The organism is Rhizobium sp. NZLR8 (assembly GCF_019685025.1).
In the GTDB taxonomy this organism is placed as follows: Bacteria; Pseudomonadota; Alphaproteobacteria; order Rhizobiales; family Rhizobiaceae; genus Rhizobium.
The window spans coordinates 136,949-155,685 of the sequence record NZ_JABDVY010000005.1 but is presented as its reverse complement, the minus strand read 5'-3'; the positions used below and the strand labels follow the sequence as shown (position 1 = coordinate 155,685).

The window sequence follows — 18,737 nt, the reverse complement described above, 5'->3', positions numbered from 1 at the left end:
CGTTGATATTCGTATTTTCTCTATCAAGTAGGTAGAGATAAAATTCCGTCCAGAGCGAACGGAGGAGAAAATTCAACCAGTCCTTTTAGCAGCCCGCCATTTTAGCAGAGTACGCGCCATGCCCAGATCAACGAGCGCTCGACGGCGTTCTCGCTTTGCGGCGAATTGGAAGACGTGTCGATCAGCCGGCGGTCCTTTTCCGCGGGAAGGGATACCGAAATCTGTTCCCTGCGATCGGCTTTGACCGGAGGATCTAGATAGCCCATGGTCATCCCGCCGAGAAAGAACATGCCTCAACCTCCATCGATCACGAAAGCTAACAATCGTTAACAGGATCATGACAGAAGCAAGGCAGCTGTCAATAGTCTAGTTGAATGGTCGTCTTTTAGGGAAGTCTTATCCTTAACGCCGACCCTGACCCCTTCTTTTCAACGGGTTGAAAAGATTGCCTTTCAGGCTTTGACAAACCCCTTGCTGGCGATCATCAAATTTTTCGTGTAGTCCTCCCGAACCGCGCCGCTTGCCAGTTCTTCCGAACTCAACCGCTCGACGACAGCGCCGTTGCGCATCACGGCCAACCTTTCGCACATATGGGTGATGACGCCGAGATCGTGGCTCACCATCACGAACGTCAACTTGCGGTCGCGCCGGATCTGCTCCAAGAGGTTCAGAACCTCGGCCTGCACCGAGGCGTCGAGCGCCGAAGTCGGCTCGTCGAGCAGCAGAATCGACGGTTCGACGATCAATGCCCGGGCGATCGCCACGCGCTGCCGCTGGCCGCCGGAGAGCTGGTGCGGATAACGGAAACGGAAGCCGTTGCCGAGGCCGACCTCGTCGAGCGCGCGAGCGATGCGCTTCTCGCCGTCGTCGATGCCGTGAATCGCCAGTGGTTCGAGCAGGAGCCGGTCGATCGTCTGGCGCGGATGCAGCGAACCATACGGGTCCTGGAAGACCATCTGCACGCGCCGATAGAAGATTTTGCTGCGTTTTGAACCTTTCAGCGCTTCGCCATCGATGTTGATCGCGCCGCCGCTGATCGGCGCCAGCCCGGCGACTGCCCGCAGCAAAGTCGATTTCCCCGAGCCGGACTCGCCGACAAGGCCAAAGGATTCGCCACGCTCGACCGTGATGCTGACATCCTTCAGCGCGTGAAATTGATCGTAGACGACGCTGAGATTATCGGCCTCAAGAGCGGCGCTCATGCCGCCCACTCCGGCCTGCGATCGAGCACCGGCAGCGGATGACGGTTCTGGCCGATCTCGGGCATGCAATTCAGCAATCCTTTCGTATAGGGATGCTGCGCATGCTTGAGATCGGCGGCCGCGAGCTCGTCGACGACCTTTCCGGCATACATGACGATGATCCGGTCGCAGAAGGAGGAGACCAGCCTCAGATCGTGGGAAACGAAGATCAGCCCCATGCCCCGCTCCGATACCAGCCTATCCATGATTCTCAGCACGTCGAGCTGCACCGTCACGTCGAGCGCCGAGGTCGGCTCATCGGCAATCAGCAATTCAGGCCCGGCAATCAGCATCATGGCGATCATCGCCCGCTGCCCCATGCCGCCCGAAACCTCGTGCGGATGCAGGTCGAAGACACGTTTCGGATCGCGGATCTGCACCGCTTCCAGCATGGCGAGCGCGCGCTCGCGCGCCTCCGCCTTGCCGACCCTCTCATGAGTACGCAGCGTTTCGCAGATCTGCCGCCCGATGGTCATGACCGGATCGAGCGAATATTTCGGATCCTGCAGGATCATGGCGATGCGCTTGCCGCGCAGCCTGCGTCTTTCGCCGGCGGAAGCCTCGATCAGGTCGATGCCGTTGAAATCCAGCCGGTCGGCCGTGACGATAGCATGTTTCGGCGTCAGCCCCATGATCGCCCTGCCGGTCTGCGATTTGCCGGAACCGGATTCGCCGACGATGCCGAGTCTTTCCTTGCCGAGCGTGAAGGAGACGCCGCGCACGGCCTCGATCACGCCGGTGCGCGTGGGGTAGCTGACCTTGAGCTTATCAACCGTCAGAAGTGTCGTCATTGGCCGCTTTCCTTCGGATCGAGCGCGTCGCGCAGGCCGTCGCCAAGCAGATTGAAGCCGAGGCTGACGATGAGGATGGCGATGCCGGGCATCGCCGCGACCCACCATTGATCGAGGATGAAGCGCCGTCCCGAGGCAATCATCGCCCCCCATTCCGGCAGCGGCGGCTGCGCCCCGAGGCCGAGAAAACCGAGACCGGCGGCGGTCAGGATGATGCCCGCCATGTCGAGCGTCACGCGCACGATCAGCGAGGAAATGCAGAGCGGCATGACATGGCGCAGGATGATGCGGAACGGCGAGGCGCCCATCAGCTTCACCGCCGAGATATAATCGGACCGCCGGACCGTCAGCGTCTCGGCGCGGGCGATGCGGGCATAGGGCGGCCAGGATGTGATGGCGATGGCGATGATCGCGTTCTGGATGCCGGGACCGAGCGCGGCAACGAAGGCGAGCGCCAGCACCAGCTTCGGAAAGGCAAGGAAAATATCGGTGATGCGCATCAGCGTCGCATCGACCCAGCCTCCGGCATAACCCGATACCGTGCCGACGATCAGACCGATCGGCGCCGAGATGACCGCGACGAGCACGATGACGAACAGCGTCAATCGCGATCCATAAATCAGCCGCGAATAGATGTCGCGGCCCTGGTCATCAGTGCCGAGCAGGAATTCCCCCGTTCCGGGCGGCAGCAGACGGGCGTTGCGCAGATCGCCAACGACGGGATTGTGCGTGGCGAGCAAATCGGCAAAAGCGGCGATGAAAAGCAGCGCGATGATGATCAGCAGGCCGACGACGGCGAGCCGGTTGGCCGTGAACTGCCGCCAGGTGATGTAGGCGCGGCCGAGCCGTGCCTGCATGCGCGATTGCGGCCGGTCGGAAAGCAGCCATTCGCGGCGGCTCATCGGCTGGGATGGGCTGGCGGGAACCGTCATCGGTTTCGCGTCCTCGGGTCGAGTGTCCGGTAGAGAAGATCGGACAGAAGGTTGATGCCGATGAAGACCGTGCCGATGACGATCGTCCCGCCGAGCACGGCATTCATGTCGGCGTTCTGCAGCGAATTGGTGATGTAGAGCCCGATGCCCGGCCAGGAAAAGACGGTCTCGGTCAGCACCGATCCTTCGAGCAGGCCGGCATAGGAAAGCGCGATGACGGTGACCAACGGCACGGCGGCATTACGCAGCGCATGGCCCCAGATCACCCGCGTTTCCGAAAGCCCCTTGGCACGCGCGGCAACGATATATTCCTGGGAAAGCTCGTTCAGCATGAAGCTGCGCGTCATGCGGCTGATATAGGCGAGCGAGAAATAGCCGAGCAGCGATGCAGGCAGGATGATGTGGCGGAAGACATCGTAAAACACATCCCATTGCCCCTGCCAGGCACTGTCCAGCAGATACAAGCCTGTGATCGGCGTGAACGTGTATTCGAAGACGATGTCGATGCGGCCGGGAAACGCCACCCAGCGCAGCCGCGCATAGAAGATGACGAGCGAAATCAGCGCCAGCCAGAAGATCGGCACCGAATAACCGATCAGGCCGACGACGCGCACGACCTGGTCGGCGATGCTGCCGCGCCGCACGGCGGCGAGAACGCCGAGCGGCACGCCGACGAAAGCACCGATGAGCGTTCCGAGTGTCGCGAGCTCGATGGTTGCCGGCAGGACACGGCGGATATCGACCATGACCGGATTGGTCGTCAGCACCGAATTACCGAAATCGCCGGACAGTATGCCTTTGATATAGATGAAAAACTGCTGATAGAGCGGCAGGTTGAAGCCCATCTCCTCGCGCACGCGCTCGACGACATGGGCGGGGGCGCGATCGCCGAGAATGGCGAGCACGGGATCGATCGGCACAACGCGGCCGATGAAGAAGGTGACGGCCAGAAGGCCGAAATAGGTGGTGACGGCGGCAAACAGGAACCGCCCCAGCGCCTTTGCGAAGGCGCCGGCACGGCCCTTTCGGGGCCGCGCCGCCTGTGTCGTTTCGACGGTGCTCAAGCGGCCAATCCTGCCGGACTATTCCTTGGCGATCGGACCGACGAAATTGGTGTCGAAGCTCGGACCCAGCTTGAAGTCCTTCACGCTTTTGCGGTAGCCGGCCACCTCGGTCTGCTGGAAGATGAAGACAAAGGGGCTGTTTTCAAGATATTTCTTCTGGATATCCTGATATATGGCGGCGCGCTTTGCAGCGTCGCGTTCCAGAAGCGCTGCCTTGGCTTGCTTGTCGAGTTCCGGCGCTTCCCAGGTATTGCGCCATGCGAGCGTCTTCACCGTGCCGGCATCGGAATTGTCGGGATTGCCGGTAAAGGTATCGGCATTGGAATTCGGGTCGAAATAGTCCGACCCCCATTGGCCGATATACATGTCGTGAGTGCGGGCGCGGTATTTGGTCAGCGTCTGCTTGCCGTCGCCCGGAATGATTTCCATCTTCACGCCGGCCTGCGCCAGCGTCTGCTGCATGGATTCGGCGATACCGGTCACCGGCTGAGTGTTGCGCACGTCCATGGTGATCGAGAAACCGTCCGGTACGCCTGCCTTGGCGAGCAGTTCCTTGGCCTTGGCGACATCGAGCTTGTAGGGATTTTCGTCGAGCGCGCCGAGCTGGCCCTTCGGCAGGAAGGTCTGATGGATTTCGCCGATTCCCTTGATCAAGGTTGCGCCGATCGCATCATAGTCGACCAGATACTTGAAGGCTTCCTGGACTTCCGGCTTCTTCAGATTCTCGTTCTTGTTGTTCAGGCTGACATAATAGATCGTGCCCTTCGGCGCACTCGTCGTTGCGAGGTCGGCATTCTTCGAAACGGCGTCGATGTCGCCAGGCTCGAGGTTGCGGGCGATATCGATGTCGCCGGCTTCGAGCGCCAGCCGCTGCGCAGCGCTTTCCTTCATATAGCGGTAGATGACGCGGTTGAGCTTTGCCTTGTCGCCGTAATAATTGTCGTTGCGTTCCAGAACGACCACTTCATTGGCGCGCCATTCGCGCAGCTTATAGGCGCCGGAGCCGGCATAGCCGGTCTTCAGCCACTCATTGCCGAAATCGCTGTCGTATTTGTGCTCGGCATCGGGCGTCACCGCCTTCACATGCTCCATCACCAGCTTCTTGTCGACGACGGAAGCGACCGTTGCCGTCAGGCAGTTGAGCACGAAGCTCGGCGCATAGGCCTTGTCGACGGTGAAGACGAAGGTGCCGGCATCGGCCGCCTTGGCTTTTTCCGTGACATTGTCGCCGGTCAAGCCGAATTGCGTGAGGATGAAGGCCGGGCTTTTGTCGAGCTTGACGGCGCGCTCGAACGACCAGGCGACGTCTTCGGCGGTGATCGGATTGCCAGAGGCAAATTTCAGCCCCGATTTCAGCTTGAACGTATAGGTCAGACCGTCATCGGAAACATTCCAGCTGTCGGCCAGATCGCCCTTCACCTTGGACGTGTCGTCCATATCGAGACGGACGAGCAGGCTGTAGCTGTTGGTGGTAACTTCGGCGGTCGAGAGCTCGAACGCCTCGCCCGGATCCATCGTGATGATGTCATCGATGGCGAAACCCTCGACCAGCGTATCCTTGGGCGTCTCGGCGAAGGCGGCGGGTGCTGCCATCATCAGCAGCGAAAGTGCCGCTCCCGCGGAAAGCAGTCGGAAATTGCGGCTGAGCTTGGTGATCATCATGGTCCGTTCCCCTTGTTTTTTGATTGGATACGAAAGGCTTAGGCACGGTCTTCCCGCCAAGCCTTTGCCAGAATGCGAAGCCAGTTTTCACGGGCGAGTTTGGTCAGGTCAGCCTCAGCATAACCAACCTCCCTGAGAGCGGCAATCAGCTTCTGATTGCCCGCTGCATCGCCGATTTCCTCAGGAATAGTGGCGCCGTCGAAGTCCGATCCGAGGCCCACGCAGTCGATGCCGATGCGGTTCACCAGATAGTCGATGTGGCGGATCATGTCGGCAAGCGGCGTATCGCCGTCCGAACGCCCATCGGGACGCAGCATGGCGGTGGCATAGTTGATGCCGACGAGCCCGCGGCTTTCGCGGATTGCATCGAGCTGCCTGTCCGTCAGATTGCGCGCGACCGGCGTCAGCGCATGGGCGTTGGAATGGCTGGCGACCAGCGGCTGGTCCGTCGTCTTCGCTATGTCCCAGAACCCCTTCTCCGTGATATGGGCAAGATCAATCAGGATACCGAGGCGATTGCATTCCCTCACCAAAGCGAAACCGGCGTCGGTCAGGCCGGGTGCCGTGTCCGGCGACATCGGAAAGGCGAAGGGCACGCCGTAGCCGAAGACATTGTGCCGGCTCCAGACTGGCCCGAGCGACCGCAGCCCCGCCGCATAAAACACTTCAAGCGCCGAAAGATCGGCGCCGATCGCCTCGCAGCCTTCCATGTGTAGGACGGCGGCGAAAATATCGTCGACCATGGCGCCGCGGATATCCTTCACCGTCCGGCAGAGCCGCCAAGCACCCGCCTGGTCGAGCCGCAGCGCGATCGCCGCCATTTCATTGGCAATGGCAAGGGAAGGCAGCGGATCAAGAGGGGCCGCCATCGGCGTGATGTAACGGCCATCGGCATCAGGATCGGCGAAGACGAGATCGCCCGAGGGAATATAGATGGCGCAGAGACCGCCCGAAAGTCCGCCCTTTTTGGCCCGGTGCGCATCGATATGGCCGACGGTCGTGCCGTCTGCGAATTCCGCAATCGGGTCGCTACCGTCTTTTGAATGTGTCCAAAGTCGAAGGAGAACGTCGTTGTGACCGTCAAATACGAATTGCATCTATCTTCCTGCGCTGCCCGATCGGGCGAGAATGAAGACCAGAATAGAAAAGCTGACGGAATTCGCCACCTCTTTTTTATAAATTCCGTCTTCACGCGCCAAAAACGGAACGGGGGCCGAAGCCCCCGCAAAAACCATCGGATCGCATCATCTGAGATCAGTGCTTGCGGCGCTTCTTCTGTCTGTAGACGTCGATGACCACAGCCGCGACGATGATCAGACCCTTGACGATCTCCTGGTAATAGGCGTCGATCCTGAGGAAGGTGAAGCCGGAGGTCATGACGCCGAGGATGATGGTGCCGATGACCGTGCCGGTGATGCGCCCGACGCCGCCGGTGAGCGAGGTGCCGCCGATGACGGTCGCGGCGATCGCATCGAGTTCATATCCGACGCCCATGCTTGCCTGCGCGGTTTCCGCGCGTGCCGCCGTGACGATACCGGCAAGGCCGGCAAGCAATCCGGCAATCACATAGACCTTGACGAGATGCGCCTCGATGTTGATGCCGGAAACGCGTGCAGCCTGCGGGTTGGCGCCGATGGCATAGGTGAACTTGCCATAACGGGTGTAGCGCAGCGCAATGTGGAAGATCAGCGCAACGACCAGGAAGACGACGACCGGCCAGGCTTTGGTGCCGATGAAGTGAAACTGCTCGGTGATCCCGGAAACCGGCTGTCCCTTCGTATACCACTTCGCGACACCTCTGGCCGAAACGAACATGCCGAGCGTTGCGATGAACGGCGGAATTTTCGTGTAGGCAATGAGCGCACCGTTCGCCAGACCGGCGGTCGCCCCGATCAGCAGGCCGACGAGGATGGGCACGACAGCAGGAAGGTCAGTCAGCGAGGGGAAGACGGCCCGCCCCCAGGTCGACGACTGGGCGAAACTTGTCGCGATCATCGCCGTCATGCCGACGACCGAGCCCGAGGAAAGATCGATGCCGCCGGTGATGATGACCTGCGTGACGCCGACGGCGATGATGCCGATGACGGAGACCTGCAGGATCATGATCGTCAGGCGCTGCGAATTCATCAGGAAGCTTTGGCCGATGAACATCCAGCCGAGCGCTTCATAGATGAGCGCGATGCCGACGAGCACGAGGAAAATGCTCAGCTCGGTCGGTAAACGCCGCCGCCTTTGCCGGGTTGCGAGCGGAGCCGCTCCCTCTGCTGCCTTGGTAGTCATGTCAAACCTCCCTTGGGCGATCGCAGGCCACGCATCACTGCGCGGCCAGCTCCATCACCTTGATCTGCGTTGCTTCATCGCGATTGAGGAAACCGGTCACGCGCCCCTCATGCATGACCATGATGCGGTCGCTCATCCCGAGAACCTCGGGCATCTCGGACGAAATCATGATGACTGCCACGCCGTTTCGCGCCATTTCCGTGACCAGCCGGTGGATCTCCGCCTTGGCGCCGACATCGATGCCGCGGGTCGGCTCATCGAGGATCAAGATCCGCGGATTGGTGAGCAACCAGCGCCCGATCAGCACTTTCTGCTGATTGCCGCCCGAAAGATTTTCCACCCGCTCGTAAAGATTGGGCGTTTTCACCCGCAGCTTTTTTGCCATGTCTTCGCAGGTTGCCTCGAGCGCCCCCTGCTGTACGAAACCGCCCTTGACGTATCTGTCCTGAAGAACGGCGATCTGCATGTTTTCGAGAATATCGAGGATCAGCAGACAGCCGGTATCCTTGCGATCCTCGGTCAGGAACGCCATCTGGTGACGGATGGCCTCGGTCGGCGAAGAAATCGTCACCGGCTTGCCGTAAAGTTCAATCGAGCCGGAGCTTGCCGGCGTTACCCCGAACAGCGTTTCGGCGACATTCGACCGCCCGGAGCCGACAAGGCCGGCCACACCGAGAATCTCGCCCGCTCTCACATCGAAGGAGACGTCGCGAAACACCCCCTTGAGACAGAGATCCTTGACGGAGAGCATGACCTCGCCGATCGGCACCTCTTCCTTGGGAAACATCTGGGTGATCTCGCGCCCGACCATCATGCGGATGATGTCGTCGCGGGTAACATCGGTCGAGGCATGCGTGCCGATATATCGGCCGTCACGGAAAACGGAGAACTCGTCGGCGATCTCGAAAAGCTCGTTCATCTTGTGGGTGATGTAGACGATGCCGATGCCCTGGGCCCTGAGGTCGCGGATGATGCGGAAAAGATGCTCGACCTCGCGCTCGGTCAGCGCCGAGGTCGGCTCGTCCATGATCAGCACGTCGGAATTATAGGAAACCGCCTTGGCGATCTCGACCATCTGCCGGTTGGCGACCGAGAGGTGCCGGACCTCGATATCGGGATCGATCGCGATATTGAGCCGGGTAAACAGCTCTTCGGTCATGCGATGCATCACGCCGTGATCGATGAAGCCGAAGCGGTTCTTCGGTTCGCGGCGGATCCAGATATTTTCTGCGACCGTCATGAACGGCATCAGGTTCAGTTCCTGATGGATCATGGCAATGCCATTCTCCAGCGCGTCGAGCGGAGATTTCAGCTGGATCTCGATCCCTTTCAGCCGGATATCGCCTTTGTCGGGTATGTAGATGCCGGCGAGGATCTTCATCAGCGTCGATTTTCCGGCGCCGTTTTCGCCCATCAGCGCATGCACGGAAGCGCGCTTCAGCCGGAACTGCACGTCGTCGAGGGCGACGACACCCGGAAATTCCTTGCGAACGCCCTCGGCGCTCAAGAGATATTCCGCATTGGGAACTGCACCGCTCGCACGCACGGCGGCCATGGTTGTCGGGCTGACGGCCATATCATCTCCTCCGGATACGGACAGGCGGAAAGGATGCGGGCTTTGCCCGCATCCTGTTGGCACTCGTCTCAGTTCTTGGTGACGAAGTCCTTGACGTTGGCAGGCGTGACGAGCTGGAAGGGAATATAGACCTTCTTGTCGATCTTTTCGCCCTTGGCGAGCTTCAGCGCCGCATCGAGCGAGCCCTTGCCCTGGCCGGCGGCATCCTGGAACACGGTGACGTCGAGATCACCTGCCTGCATGGCGGCAAGCGCGTCCTGCGTGGCGTCAACGCCGCCGACGACGACCTTGGTCATGTCCTTGCCGGCCGCCTTCAGCGCCTGGATGGCGCCGATCGCCATTTCATCGTTGTTGGAGATGACGGCGTCGAATTCGATGCCGCTGGAGAGCCAGTTGGCCATCAGGTCGGCGCCCTGGGTGCGATCCCAGTTCGCGGTCTGCTCTTCGACGATCACCAGACCCTTGCATTCATCGGTCTTGATGACGTCATGGACGTCCTGGGTGCGCATGCGCGCAGCCTGGTTGGAAAGCTCGCCCATCATGACGATGGCCTTGCCCTTGCCGCCGAGAATGCGGCAGACTTCCTTGGTTTCCAGCGTGCCGGATTCCTGCTCGTTCGAGGCGACGAAGGCCTGCTTTTCCGGCAGCGTATCGACATTGACCGGCTGGCGGTTGACGTAAACCAGCGGGATGCCGGCATCGGCGGCGAGCTTCGACATCGCCGTGGTCGCATCGGTATCGACAGGGTTGACGATGATTGCATCGACCTTGGAGGCGATGAAATTCTGGATCTGGCTCTGCTGCTTGGAAACGTCGTTCTGCGCGTCTTCGACCTGCAGCGTCACACCGCTCAGCGTCTTTGCATAATCGGTCATGCCGTTGCGCAGAACGGTCAGAAAGTTGTCGTCGAATTTCGCCATCGAAACGCCGACGGTTTCTGCGTGGACCGCCGTCGACATGACGAGCGCCATCGCAGTGCCCAGGATAAACTTTTTCATTTTCACTTCCTCCACAAAGCGGTGCCCGGCTGCACCCTCCTCACGCCGGAGCTCCGGGCATTGCCCTGGAGCCGCAATTTTCTCGCCGCCTCTCCCGCGGTGTCCCGTGTAAAACGGAACAAACAAACCGTAAAATTTGCTCTTCGGAATATTCATTCCATTTTCTGGGAACGACGTCAAGCCTCTTTCGCGGCGACGAGATATAGATGAAGGCGCAATGCCGCGGACGTCACCATCAGCGCCCGCATTGCCTCTGTTGTGAAAGACCAACGCCGCCTCCATCTATGGAAGGCTCGAAGACAAGACCGCGGCCGCAGGCGTCTTCGATATCCTCGACGCGGCCGGTCATTTAAAGATTTTGGAGACAGGACAAATGTCCATTTCGATCTATCGCCTCACCGTTCCGATGTTCCAGCGCGGCCTCGCCAGCCTGAAAACCTATCTCGACAAGGCCGAAGCCTACGCAGAGGAAAAGAAAATCGATCCCGCCATCTTGGTCGCCGCGCGCCTTGCGCCCGATATGCTGCCGCTCTCCGGCCAGTATCAGCGCGCCAGCGACAGCGCCAAATTCACCCTCGCCCGGCTGACCGCCACAGACGCCCCGAAGTTCGAGGACAATGAGAAGACGTTCGATGAGCTGCGCGAACGGCTGGCAAAGACCGAAGCCTATCTCGCCAGCTTCTCCCAGGAGGCGCTGGAGGGCACGGAAACGCGTGAAATCACCCTGCCGGGCAAGAGCGGCATCGTGCTTCCGGGCGATGAATATGTCACCGCCTTCGCCCTCCCGAATTTCTATTTCCACGTCACCACCGCCCACGCCATCCTGCGCAACCAGGGTGCGCCGATCGGCAAGCGCGATTATCTCGGGTAAAGCACATAACCCCGAAATCGGAATCGATTTTCGGAAAGGATTATGTGCCACTTCAAAGCGTTAGAGCCAGGGCCGGCGCGTCACCGGCCCTTTTTCCGTCAGCTCGGTATAGGCAAGTGTCTGATCCAGATGCCGCGCCCTCAGCGACAACAGCTTTTCGGCGTACTCAAGCCGGATCGCCGCATAGGCGGGATCGCCGGCGATATTGTCGAGCTCCATCGGATCGTCGCGAAGATTGAAGAGTAGCGGCGGCAAGGCGGCAAAATGCACATATTTGAACTGCGCATCGCGGATCACCGCGAGATTGCATTCGTTCGGCTTGAGCCCGAAATGCCGCTCCGCCTCGCCCTCGGCGATATCGCGGAAATCGAATTCCCAGAATGCCGCGTCCCGCCAACCCGACCCGCTCCCGCCGTTGACGAACGGCATCAGCGACCGACCGTCGAGCCCGTTCTTTGCGTCGATGCCAAGCCTTTGGCAAAGTGTCGGAAAAATATCCGCAGCAGTGGTGAAATTGTCGACGACCCCGCCCGCGGCACTGCTTGCGGGATCGCGGATCACAAGCGGAATATGGTAGCTGCCGTCGAAGAAACCGCCCTTCCCCAGCGTCCAGTGATCGCCCGCCATCTCGGCATGATCCGAGGTGAAGACAATAAGCGTATCGTCCCAGGCGCCCGCATCCGTCAGGGCCTGCCAGATCCGGCCGAGCTGAGCATCGACCTCAGCTATCATGCCGTAATAGATCGCCCGGATTGCGGCAAAATCCTCGCCGCTCCAGCCGCTGAGCGGCCCCGTTGCGCCGTGGATGAAATTGCCCTTGCCGGTGCGCGGCATGGCATAGGCGAGGTAGGGATGACTTGTCTCTTCCGCTTCGCGATTGACGGCGCGCGCAAAAGCCGGCCCCTCGCCCGGCTTGAACATTCGGTTGAACGGCTCCGGCACGGAAAAGGGTGGGTGCGGACGGAGGAACGAGATATGCGCAAACCATGGCCGATCCTGTTCACCCAGCCAGCGAACGAACTCGCCGGCCAGGAAGGCGGTCTGAGTCTCTCCGCTGGAATAGGCTGGCGCCGCATCGGAAATGTCGCCGGCTCGCGCACCGACGGGAATATGGATGTCGCGGCTGACGGCATTCGCATGGGCGCGGGACCTGAGCCAGGAGAGCCATTGTCTTTCATGCTCGGGCAGAAGCTGGCGTGAGGTAAAGCCCGGCAGCACGCCTTCATAACTCGTCAGATGCGGATCATGAGCATCCATGCCGCGCGGATCCGGCGCCGTGTCGGTATAGCCGAACAGCGTCGGATCGTATCCCGCCCGCCGGGCGGCCAGCGCCAGATTGTCGAAGCGGGCATCGAGCGGCGAACCATTGCGGCAGACGCGATGGTTCATCTGGTAGAGGCCGGTATAGAGCGTGGCCCGGGCCGGCGAGCAGGGCGCTGCCCCGGCATAGTGCCGCCGGAAGAGCGTGCCTTCGCGTGCCAGCGCATCGACATTGGGCGTTTTCACGCAAGGGTGACCGACGGCCGACAGGCAATCGCCGCGCCACTGGTCCGCGGTGATCAGCAGGATGTTCGGCCGGCGAACCTTCTCAATTCTGGGCTCAATGCTGGTTGGTTTTTGCATGCCAGTTCCAGGCGGAGCGGATGATCTGACTGAGATCATACTGCGGCACCCAGCCGAGCACGTCGCGCGCCTTGTCGTTGTTGGCGACCAGCGTATGCGAATCGCCTTCGCGCCGGCCGATATACTCGACAGGGAAAGGCCTGTTCGACACGTCCTCGATCGCGCCGAGCAATTCCCTGACCGTCGTTCCGGTGCCGGTGCCGAGGTTGAGCGCAACGGATTGGCCGCCCTTCAGCAAATATTCGACGGCGCGCACATGCGCATCGGCAAGATCCAGCACGTGGATATAGTCGCGCACGCAGGTGCCGTCGCGGGTCTCGTAATCGCTGCCGAACACCTTGAAGCCCTGGCGGCGGCCAAGTGCCGCGTCGATCGCCAGCGGTATCGCATGCGTCTCAGGCTGGTGCCACTCGCCGATCCGGCCTTCGAAATCGGCACCGGCCGCATTGAAATAGCGCAGCACCACCGAGCGCAGGCTTCTGTATTGATCGTAGTCGGCAAGCGCCTGCTCGACGATATATTTCGTCCGCCCGTAGGGATTGATCGGCACCTGCCGGTGGGTTTCGTCGAGCGGCACGCTCTGTGGCAGACCGTAGGTCGCGCAGGTGGAGGAGAAGACGAAGGCGTTGATGCCGGCCGCCTGCGCCGCCGACAACAGCGTCAAAGTGCCGACCACATTGTTTTCGTAGAAGGAGACCGGATCTTTCACCGATTCGCCGACCTCGATCAGCGCCGCAAAATGCAGGATCGCCGCCGGCTTGTGCTTGGCCAGCACCTCATCCAGCCGGGCGCGATCGCGAATATCGCCTTCCTCGGCCGGCCCCCATTTGACGAACTCGCGGTGGCCGTTCGAAAAATTATCGAAGACGACAGGCTTATAGCCCTTGTTCGCCAGATCGAGGCACGTATGCGAGCCGATATAGCCGGCGCCGCCGACGACAAGAACCGTTTCCCCTGCCATGCACCACCCTTATTATTAGAAAAAGACGAAAGAAGCCTAGACGAGATAGACGTCAATAAAAAGAAGGAATTGCGATAAGCGTGAACGAACAATACGTCAAATGCCGAAGCCGGCGCGACCCGTGCGATTTGCGCCAGACCGGCGGCATTCAGAATTATTCGCGTGATTTGCATAAGTGCCCGATCTAAGGGGCTTGCACCGCCATGTGATGATCAACGTCCGGGGCCATCAGCCAGGGAGAGCGCGAATGAGGAAGGCATTGGTCGTTTGGGGCGGCTGGCAGGGCCATGAGCCGGAGCAATGCGCTCATATCGTCGCCGACCTGCTGCGCGAGGACGATTTTGCGATCGAGGTCACCGGCGATCTCGGCATATTCGGGTCTCCGACGCTGGCGAAGCTCGATCTGCTGGTGCCGATCATCACCGGCGAAACGCTCGAAAAAACCCATGCGAGCGCCTTGGTCGAGGCGGTGCGCGGCGGGCTCGGGCTTGCCGGCCATCACGGCGCGCTCGCCACATCCTTCAAGGAAAGCGCCCCTTTCCGCTATGTCTCCGGCGTCACTTGGGTCGCCCATCCCGGCAATATCATCGACTTCCGCGTTGCGGTCACCCGCCAGGACGATCCGGTCATGGAGGGCATTCCCGATTTCGACTACCGTTCGGAGCAATATTATCTGCACTATGATCCGACAGTCGAAATCCTGGCGACCACCACCTTCACCGGCGCATACGATCCGGCAGCCCGCAATGTCGTGATGCCCGTCGTCTTCAAGCGCCATTTCGGCGCCGGCCGCATCTTCTATTCCGCTCTCGGCCATGTCGCCGCCGAATTCGACCATCCCTATATGCCCCTCATCCTGCGCCGCGGCCTCGGCTGGGCCGCCCGCCAGTAGATTTGGGAAGGGTCGCGCGTCACGGATGGTGACGGGCGATGTCAACCAAGTCCACGCCTTGAGGGTGGCCGATCTCGGCAACGCTTTCGGTATTCCTCGATGCCGGCTTCATTGAAGTGGCAAGACGTCTGACCGATCGTCCGCCTGGAATGCCGCTGAATATTTCGGCAACCCGGGAAATTGTAATACGGCCTAACGGACCGCTTTCAGCTGCCGATCGTTGTCGACGGCGGGATCCGCCTCGTCAAAGATCCGCATCAGCCGCCCAGCTGCCTTCAGCTTCTCGATGAGATCGTTTCCATCCGGCGAGGCCTTCGTCAGCTCCAGCTGCTCGAACTCCCTCAGCGCCTGCGCCCAATGACTTTCCCCACGCCCATCCGGCCTGCCTTCTGCTTCCCACAATGAATAAGCGCGCTGGCTGACCCAGGCGTCTCTATTATGACTCATGATTAACCCCAGCGGAAAATTTGGAAGCAATATTCGACAGCCAACAAGGTGCCAAAACCGGCTTTAGGAGTCGTTACGAGGCAGCGTTAGTTTTTAGATAATACCTAGGTACCAAGGGATTATCCCCTTGCACACACTTCCAGACCTTGGCCTCGCATCGCCTCCGGGATAGGGTCATCGCAGAAACGACAGCGATGACCGATGGCAGCCAAGACAACACTCAATGCGAAGAATCTCGAACCTCTCGGCGCGCAGCGCCTTGCCGAACTGCTGATCGAAATCAGTACGGGCAGCGCCGCCCACAAGCGACGGCTTCGAATGGAGCTTGCCGGCAATCACGGCAGCGTCGAGATCGCACGGGAGGTGCGAAAGCGGCTTGCCAGCATTGCCCGGGCTCGCACCTTCATCAACTGGCACAAAGTGAAGGCGCTGAAGAGCGACCTGGAAACCCAGCGCAAGACGATCACGGAGAGCGTTGCCGCCGATAATCCCGAGGAGGCCTTCGAGCTGATCTGGCAGTTCCTCGCCCTGGCGGATTCGATTTTCGAGAGATCCAACGCCGGCAGCGAGTCGCTCATCCAAAGCTTTCGGCAGGCTTGCGAGGATGCCGGCGCCATCGCGGCATCCGCAAAGATCGAGATCGACGTCCTGGCCGACAAGGTGTTCAGAGCCGTGCAGGACGATGGCTACGGTCTGTACGAAAACCTGATTGCAGCGATGACGCCAGCCCTCGGTCATGATGGCCTCGATCGCTTGAAAGATCTTCTTGTCCAATGGGCCAAGGAACCGGAAGACAAACCGGCGGAGGACAAGCGCGAGGTCATCGGCTGGGGCAGCGCAGGCTCGGTTTACGAGGATGAGATCTACGCCACGAGCCGGGAATTGACGGTGCGCATTGCCCTGCAGGAGATTGCCGATGCCCAGGGGGATGTCGATGCCTACATCGCTCAGCAACCCGCGGAAACACGCAGCACGCCGATTGTAGCGGCCGAAATCGCCGATCGTCTGCTCACCGCCGGGCGGGCGAAAGAAGCGCTTGCGGTGTTGGGTGAGGTCGATACGAGAAGCTTGGCCGATATCCCGCTCGAATGGCAGCTTGCTCACGTCGCGACGCTTGAGGCCCTGGGGCGCGCAGAGGAGGCGCAGGCCTATCGATGGACGTGTTTCGAGCAATCGCTGCATCACCAGCATCTCAAGGCCTTCCTCAAGCGACTGCCGGATTTCGACGATCTCGAGGCCGAGGAAAAGGCATTCGCCCATGCCCAGGCTTTCCCGGATATCCACCGGGCGCTGGCGTTTTTCCTGAATTGGCCGGCACCTGCCGAGGCAGCGAAACTGGTGATCAGGCGAAAGGCGGAACTGGACGGCGATCTCTATGAGCTGATGCCGCCGGCTGCCGAGGTTCTGGCGGAGAAACATCCGCTCGCGGCAACCTTCGTCTTGCGCTCCATGATCGATTTCACTCTCGATAGCGGCCGGTCCAGCCGCTATAAATACGCGGCGAGGCATCTTGCCGACTGCGCATCCTTTGCCCCTCATATCGACAATTTCGGCAACGCCAAATCCCATGACGCCTATGTCACAGACCTGAAGCGTCGGCACGGCAAGAAACATGGCTTCTGGAGCCTGCTGACCTAAGTCGCTCGGGATAGCTTATCTTTCGGAGAGGAATTCCATGACAGGCGCCCAATGGCAGGCCGACCCGCTCACCTGGGGAACCGGACCGCATATCTTCGAAATCTTCCTGGAGCCGACCTGCCCCTATTCGGTCAGAGCCTTCAACAAGCTCGATGCGCTGCTCAGCCAGGCTGGCGAAGACAAGGTCACCGTCAAAATCCGCCTGCAGTCACAGCCCTGGCACATGTATTCCGGCGTCCTCGTCCGCTGCATCATCGCCGCCTCGACGCTGGAAGGCGGCAAGGACACCGCCAGGAAGGTGATGGCCGCCATCGCCGCGCATCGCGAGGAATTCGAGTTCGACCATCACGCCGGCGGCGCGAACATGGACGTGACGCCGAACCAGATCATCGAGCGCCTGGAAGGCTACAGCGGCGTCAGGCTGAAGGACGCCTTCGCAACCCCGAATCTCGACCGGGAGATCAAATGGCACTGCAAATACGCCCGGCAAAACGGCATCCACGTCTCGCCGACCTTCATGATCGATGGGTTGGTGCAGGCGGACATGAGCAGCGGCGATGAAGTCGACACCTGGGTGAAGAAGGTGCTGGGCCAGTGACACCAGCTATGCCGACGTTCAAAAATTGCTGACGTTGACGCCCGGGAGCTTATGGCGGAGAGGGTGGGATTTGAACCCACGATACCCTTGCAGGTATGCCGCATTTCGAGTGCGGTGCATTCGACCACTCTGCCACCTCTCCGCGGTCTGGTCGGCGCTTGTTCGGCGCGGGCGTTCTCATAACGGGCCTATGACAGGTTGGCAAGCCGAAAAGTCGAAGCATTCCATCCTTTTGCCTTGACACCTTTTTGTCACTCGCGTATCTCGGCTGCGCACTAGGTGTGGAGTAATCCGTGCCTCGGCCGTCCCGCGCTCGCGCGGGGCTTCACCGGCAGGACGAATTCGAGGATTAGCCTCTGAAATCCCTGCTTAACTTCGACTGATAAAAAGACGGCCACCCTGCTGAAGCAGCGGGGAGAGCTGGAACGAACATGAAAGGATAAAAAATGTTCGCAGTCATCAAGACCGGCGGTAAACAGTACCGTGTGGCAGCCAACGACGTGCTGACCATCGAAAAGCTGGAAGCCACCGCTGGCGATTCCATTGAATTCACCGAAGTGCTCGTGATCGGCGAAGGCGCCGACGCTGCGATCGGTGCGCCCTTCGTAACCGGCGCCTCTGTCAAGGCAGAAGTCGTCGAACAGAACCGCGGCAAGAAGGTCATCGCCTTCAAGAAGCGCCGCCGTCAGAATTCGAAGCGTTCGCGCGGCCATCGTCAGCATCACACGGTCGTCCGTATCACGGACATCGTGGCTGCCAAGTAAGATCAACGGGACAGGGTTTAAAGGAGAACTCCAATGGCACACAAAAAAGCTGGCGGTTCATCGCGCAACGGTCGCGATTCTCAGTCCAAGCGCCTTGGCGTGAAGAAGTTCGGCGGCGAAGCCGTCATCGCAGGCAACATCATCGTGCGTCAGCGCGGTACTGAGTGGCATCCGGGTTCCAACGTCGGCCTCGGCAAGGATCACACGATTTTTGCGCTTACCGCCGGCAATGTGAACTACCGAACCAAGGCCAACGGTCGCGTCTACGTGTCTGTCATGCCGAAAGCGGAAGCAGCGGAATAAGCCGGTAGCGCTCAAAAACAGCCGGCGTCTCATCGACCCGGCTGTCCGTATCAGGTTCAGTCTAGAAAACAGGGGAGATGGGGCGCCATCTCCCCT

19 protein-coding genes and 1 tRNA gene are annotated in these 18,737 nt (G+C 60.4%); 6 read left to right on the top strand and 14 right to left on the bottom strand.

The window, feature by feature from the left end:
* Positions 1-101: 101 nt before the first annotated feature.
* The 10 genes from HJB89_RS13800 to HJB89_RS13755 form a co-directional block, all read right to left on the bottom strand.
* On the bottom strand, positions 102-290 hold the full coding sequence (locus tag HJB89_RS13800; protein WP_207582246.1) for a hypothetical protein: 189 nt from the start codon (positions 288-290) through the stop codon (positions 102-104).
* A 162-nt stretch (positions 291-452) separates the two neighbouring features.
* Positions 453-1,202, bottom strand: coding sequence for an ABC transporter ATP-binding protein (locus HJB89_RS13795; protein WP_221150075.1), 750 nt, complete (start codon positions 1,200-1,202; stop codon positions 453-455).
* The gene (locus HJB89_RS13790; RefSeq protein ID WP_221150074.1) at positions 1,199-2,032 is read right to left on the bottom strand and encodes an ABC transporter ATP-binding protein; all 834 of its coding nucleotides are present in this window, start codon (positions 2,030-2,032) and stop codon (positions 1,199-1,201) included. The genes HJB89_RS13795 and HJB89_RS13790 overlap by 4 nt, the downstream gene beginning before the upstream one ends.
* Positions 2,029-2,964, bottom strand: coding sequence for an ABC transporter permease (locus HJB89_RS13785; protein WP_221150073.1), 936 nt, complete (start codon positions 2,962-2,964; stop codon positions 2,029-2,031). The genes HJB89_RS13790 and HJB89_RS13785 overlap by 4 nt, the downstream gene beginning before the upstream one ends.
* On the bottom strand, positions 2,961-4,028 hold the full coding sequence (locus HJB89_RS13780; RefSeq protein ID WP_221150072.1) for an ABC transporter permease: 1,068 nt from the start codon (positions 4,026-4,028) through the stop codon (positions 2,961-2,963). The genes HJB89_RS13785 and HJB89_RS13780 overlap by 4 nt, the downstream gene beginning before the upstream one ends.
* 18 nt (positions 4,029-4,046) lie before the next feature.
* The gene (locus tag HJB89_RS13775) at positions 4,047-5,690 is read right to left on the bottom strand and encodes an ABC transporter substrate-binding protein (RefSeq protein WP_221131616.1); all 1,644 of its coding nucleotides are present in this window, start codon (positions 5,688-5,690) and stop codon (positions 4,047-4,049) included.
* Positions 5,691-5,728: 38 nt separating this feature from the next.
* A complete protein-coding gene (locus HJB89_RS13770) occupies positions 5,729-6,787 on the bottom strand; it encodes a dipeptidase (protein ID WP_207582252.1) in 1,059 nt (352 codons plus the stop codon).
* 157 nt (positions 6,788-6,944) lie between these two features.
* The gene (locus HJB89_RS13765; RefSeq protein ID WP_221150071.1) at positions 6,945-7,970 is read right to left on the bottom strand and encodes an ABC transporter permease; all 1,026 of its coding nucleotides are present in this window, start codon (positions 7,968-7,970) and stop codon (positions 6,945-6,947) included.
* 34 nt (positions 7,971-8,004) lie between these two features.
* Positions 8,005-9,546, bottom strand: coding sequence for a sugar ABC transporter ATP-binding protein (locus HJB89_RS13760; protein ID WP_221115414.1), 1,542 nt, complete (start codon positions 9,544-9,546; stop codon positions 8,005-8,007).
* Between the two features lie 68 nt (positions 9,547-9,614).
* Entirely contained in the window at positions 9,615-10,544 is a 930-nt protein-coding gene (locus HJB89_RS13755; protein WP_221150070.1) for a sugar ABC transporter substrate-binding protein, read from the bottom strand.
* Positions 10,545-10,917: 373 nt separating this feature from the next.
* On the opposite strand from HJB89_RS13755, the gene HJB89_RS13750 reads away from it, so the two are divergent.
* The gene (locus HJB89_RS13750; protein WP_221115412.1) at positions 10,918-11,415 is read left to right on the top strand and encodes a DUF1993 family protein; all 498 of its coding nucleotides are present in this window, start codon (positions 10,918-10,920) and stop codon (positions 11,413-11,415) included.
* 60 nt (positions 11,416-11,475) lie between these two features.
* Here the strand turns inward: HJB89_RS13750 and HJB89_RS13745 are convergent, their stop codons facing one another.
* Positions 11,476-13,038, bottom strand: a complete 1,563-nt coding sequence (locus tag HJB89_RS13745) for an alkaline phosphatase family protein (RefSeq protein ID WP_221150067.1) — start codon at positions 13,036-13,038, stop codon at positions 11,476-11,478.
* The gene (gene galE / locus HJB89_RS13740) at positions 13,016-13,999 is read right to left on the bottom strand and encodes a UDP-glucose 4-epimerase GalE (protein WP_207582258.1); all 984 of its coding nucleotides are present in this window, start codon (positions 13,997-13,999) and stop codon (positions 13,016-13,018) included. Before galE ends, HJB89_RS13745 begins: the two co-directional genes overlap by 23 nt.
* Before the next feature lie 247 nt (positions 14,000-14,246).
* Here galE and HJB89_RS13735 point away from each other — a divergent pair, with 247 nt between their 5' ends.
* Positions 14,247-14,891 (top strand): ThuA domain-containing protein, encoded by a 645-nt coding sequence (locus tag HJB89_RS13735; protein ID WP_207582259.1) that lies wholly within the window; start codon positions 14,247-14,249, stop codon positions 14,889-14,891.
* 192 nt (positions 14,892-15,083) lie between these two features.
* Here the strand turns inward: HJB89_RS13735 and HJB89_RS13730 are convergent, their stop codons facing one another.
* A complete protein-coding gene (locus tag HJB89_RS13730; protein WP_207582260.1) occupies positions 15,084-15,338 on the bottom strand; it encodes a DUF2934 domain-containing protein in 255 nt (84 codons plus the stop codon).
* A gap of 201 nt (positions 15,339-15,539) precedes the next feature.
* Here HJB89_RS13730 and HJB89_RS13725 point away from each other — a divergent pair, with 201 nt between their 5' ends.
* Together HJB89_RS13725 and HJB89_RS13720 are read left to right on the top strand one after the other, a co-directional pair.
* Positions 15,540-16,976, top strand: a complete 1,437-nt coding sequence (locus HJB89_RS13725; protein ID WP_221150065.1) for a DUF6880 family protein — start codon at positions 15,540-15,542, stop codon at positions 16,974-16,976.
* Positions 16,977-17,013: 37 nt separating this feature from the next.
* The gene (locus tag HJB89_RS13720; protein WP_221131611.1) at positions 17,014-17,574 is read left to right on the top strand and encodes a thioredoxin domain-containing protein; all 561 of its coding nucleotides are present in this window, start codon (positions 17,014-17,016) and stop codon (positions 17,572-17,574) included.
* Positions 17,575-17,626: 52 nt separating this feature from the next.
* Here the strand turns inward: HJB89_RS13720 and HJB89_RS13715 are convergent.
* A tRNA-Ser gene (locus HJB89_RS13715) sits at positions 17,627-17,716 on the bottom strand.
* 304 nt (positions 17,717-18,020) lie between these two features.
* Here HJB89_RS13715 and rplU point away from each other — a divergent pair.
* Positions 18,021-18,338, top strand: a complete 318-nt coding sequence (gene rplU, locus HJB89_RS13710) for a 50S ribosomal protein L21 (RefSeq protein ID WP_003543907.1) — start codon at positions 18,021-18,023, stop codon at positions 18,336-18,338.
* Positions 18,339-18,371: 33 nt separating this feature from the next.
* Complete coding sequence (rpmA, locus tag HJB89_RS13705; RefSeq protein WP_003543909.1) at positions 18,372-18,641, top strand: 50S ribosomal protein L27; 270 nt, start codon at positions 18,372-18,374, stop codon at positions 18,639-18,641.
* Positions 18,642-18,737 lie beyond the last annotated feature (96 nt).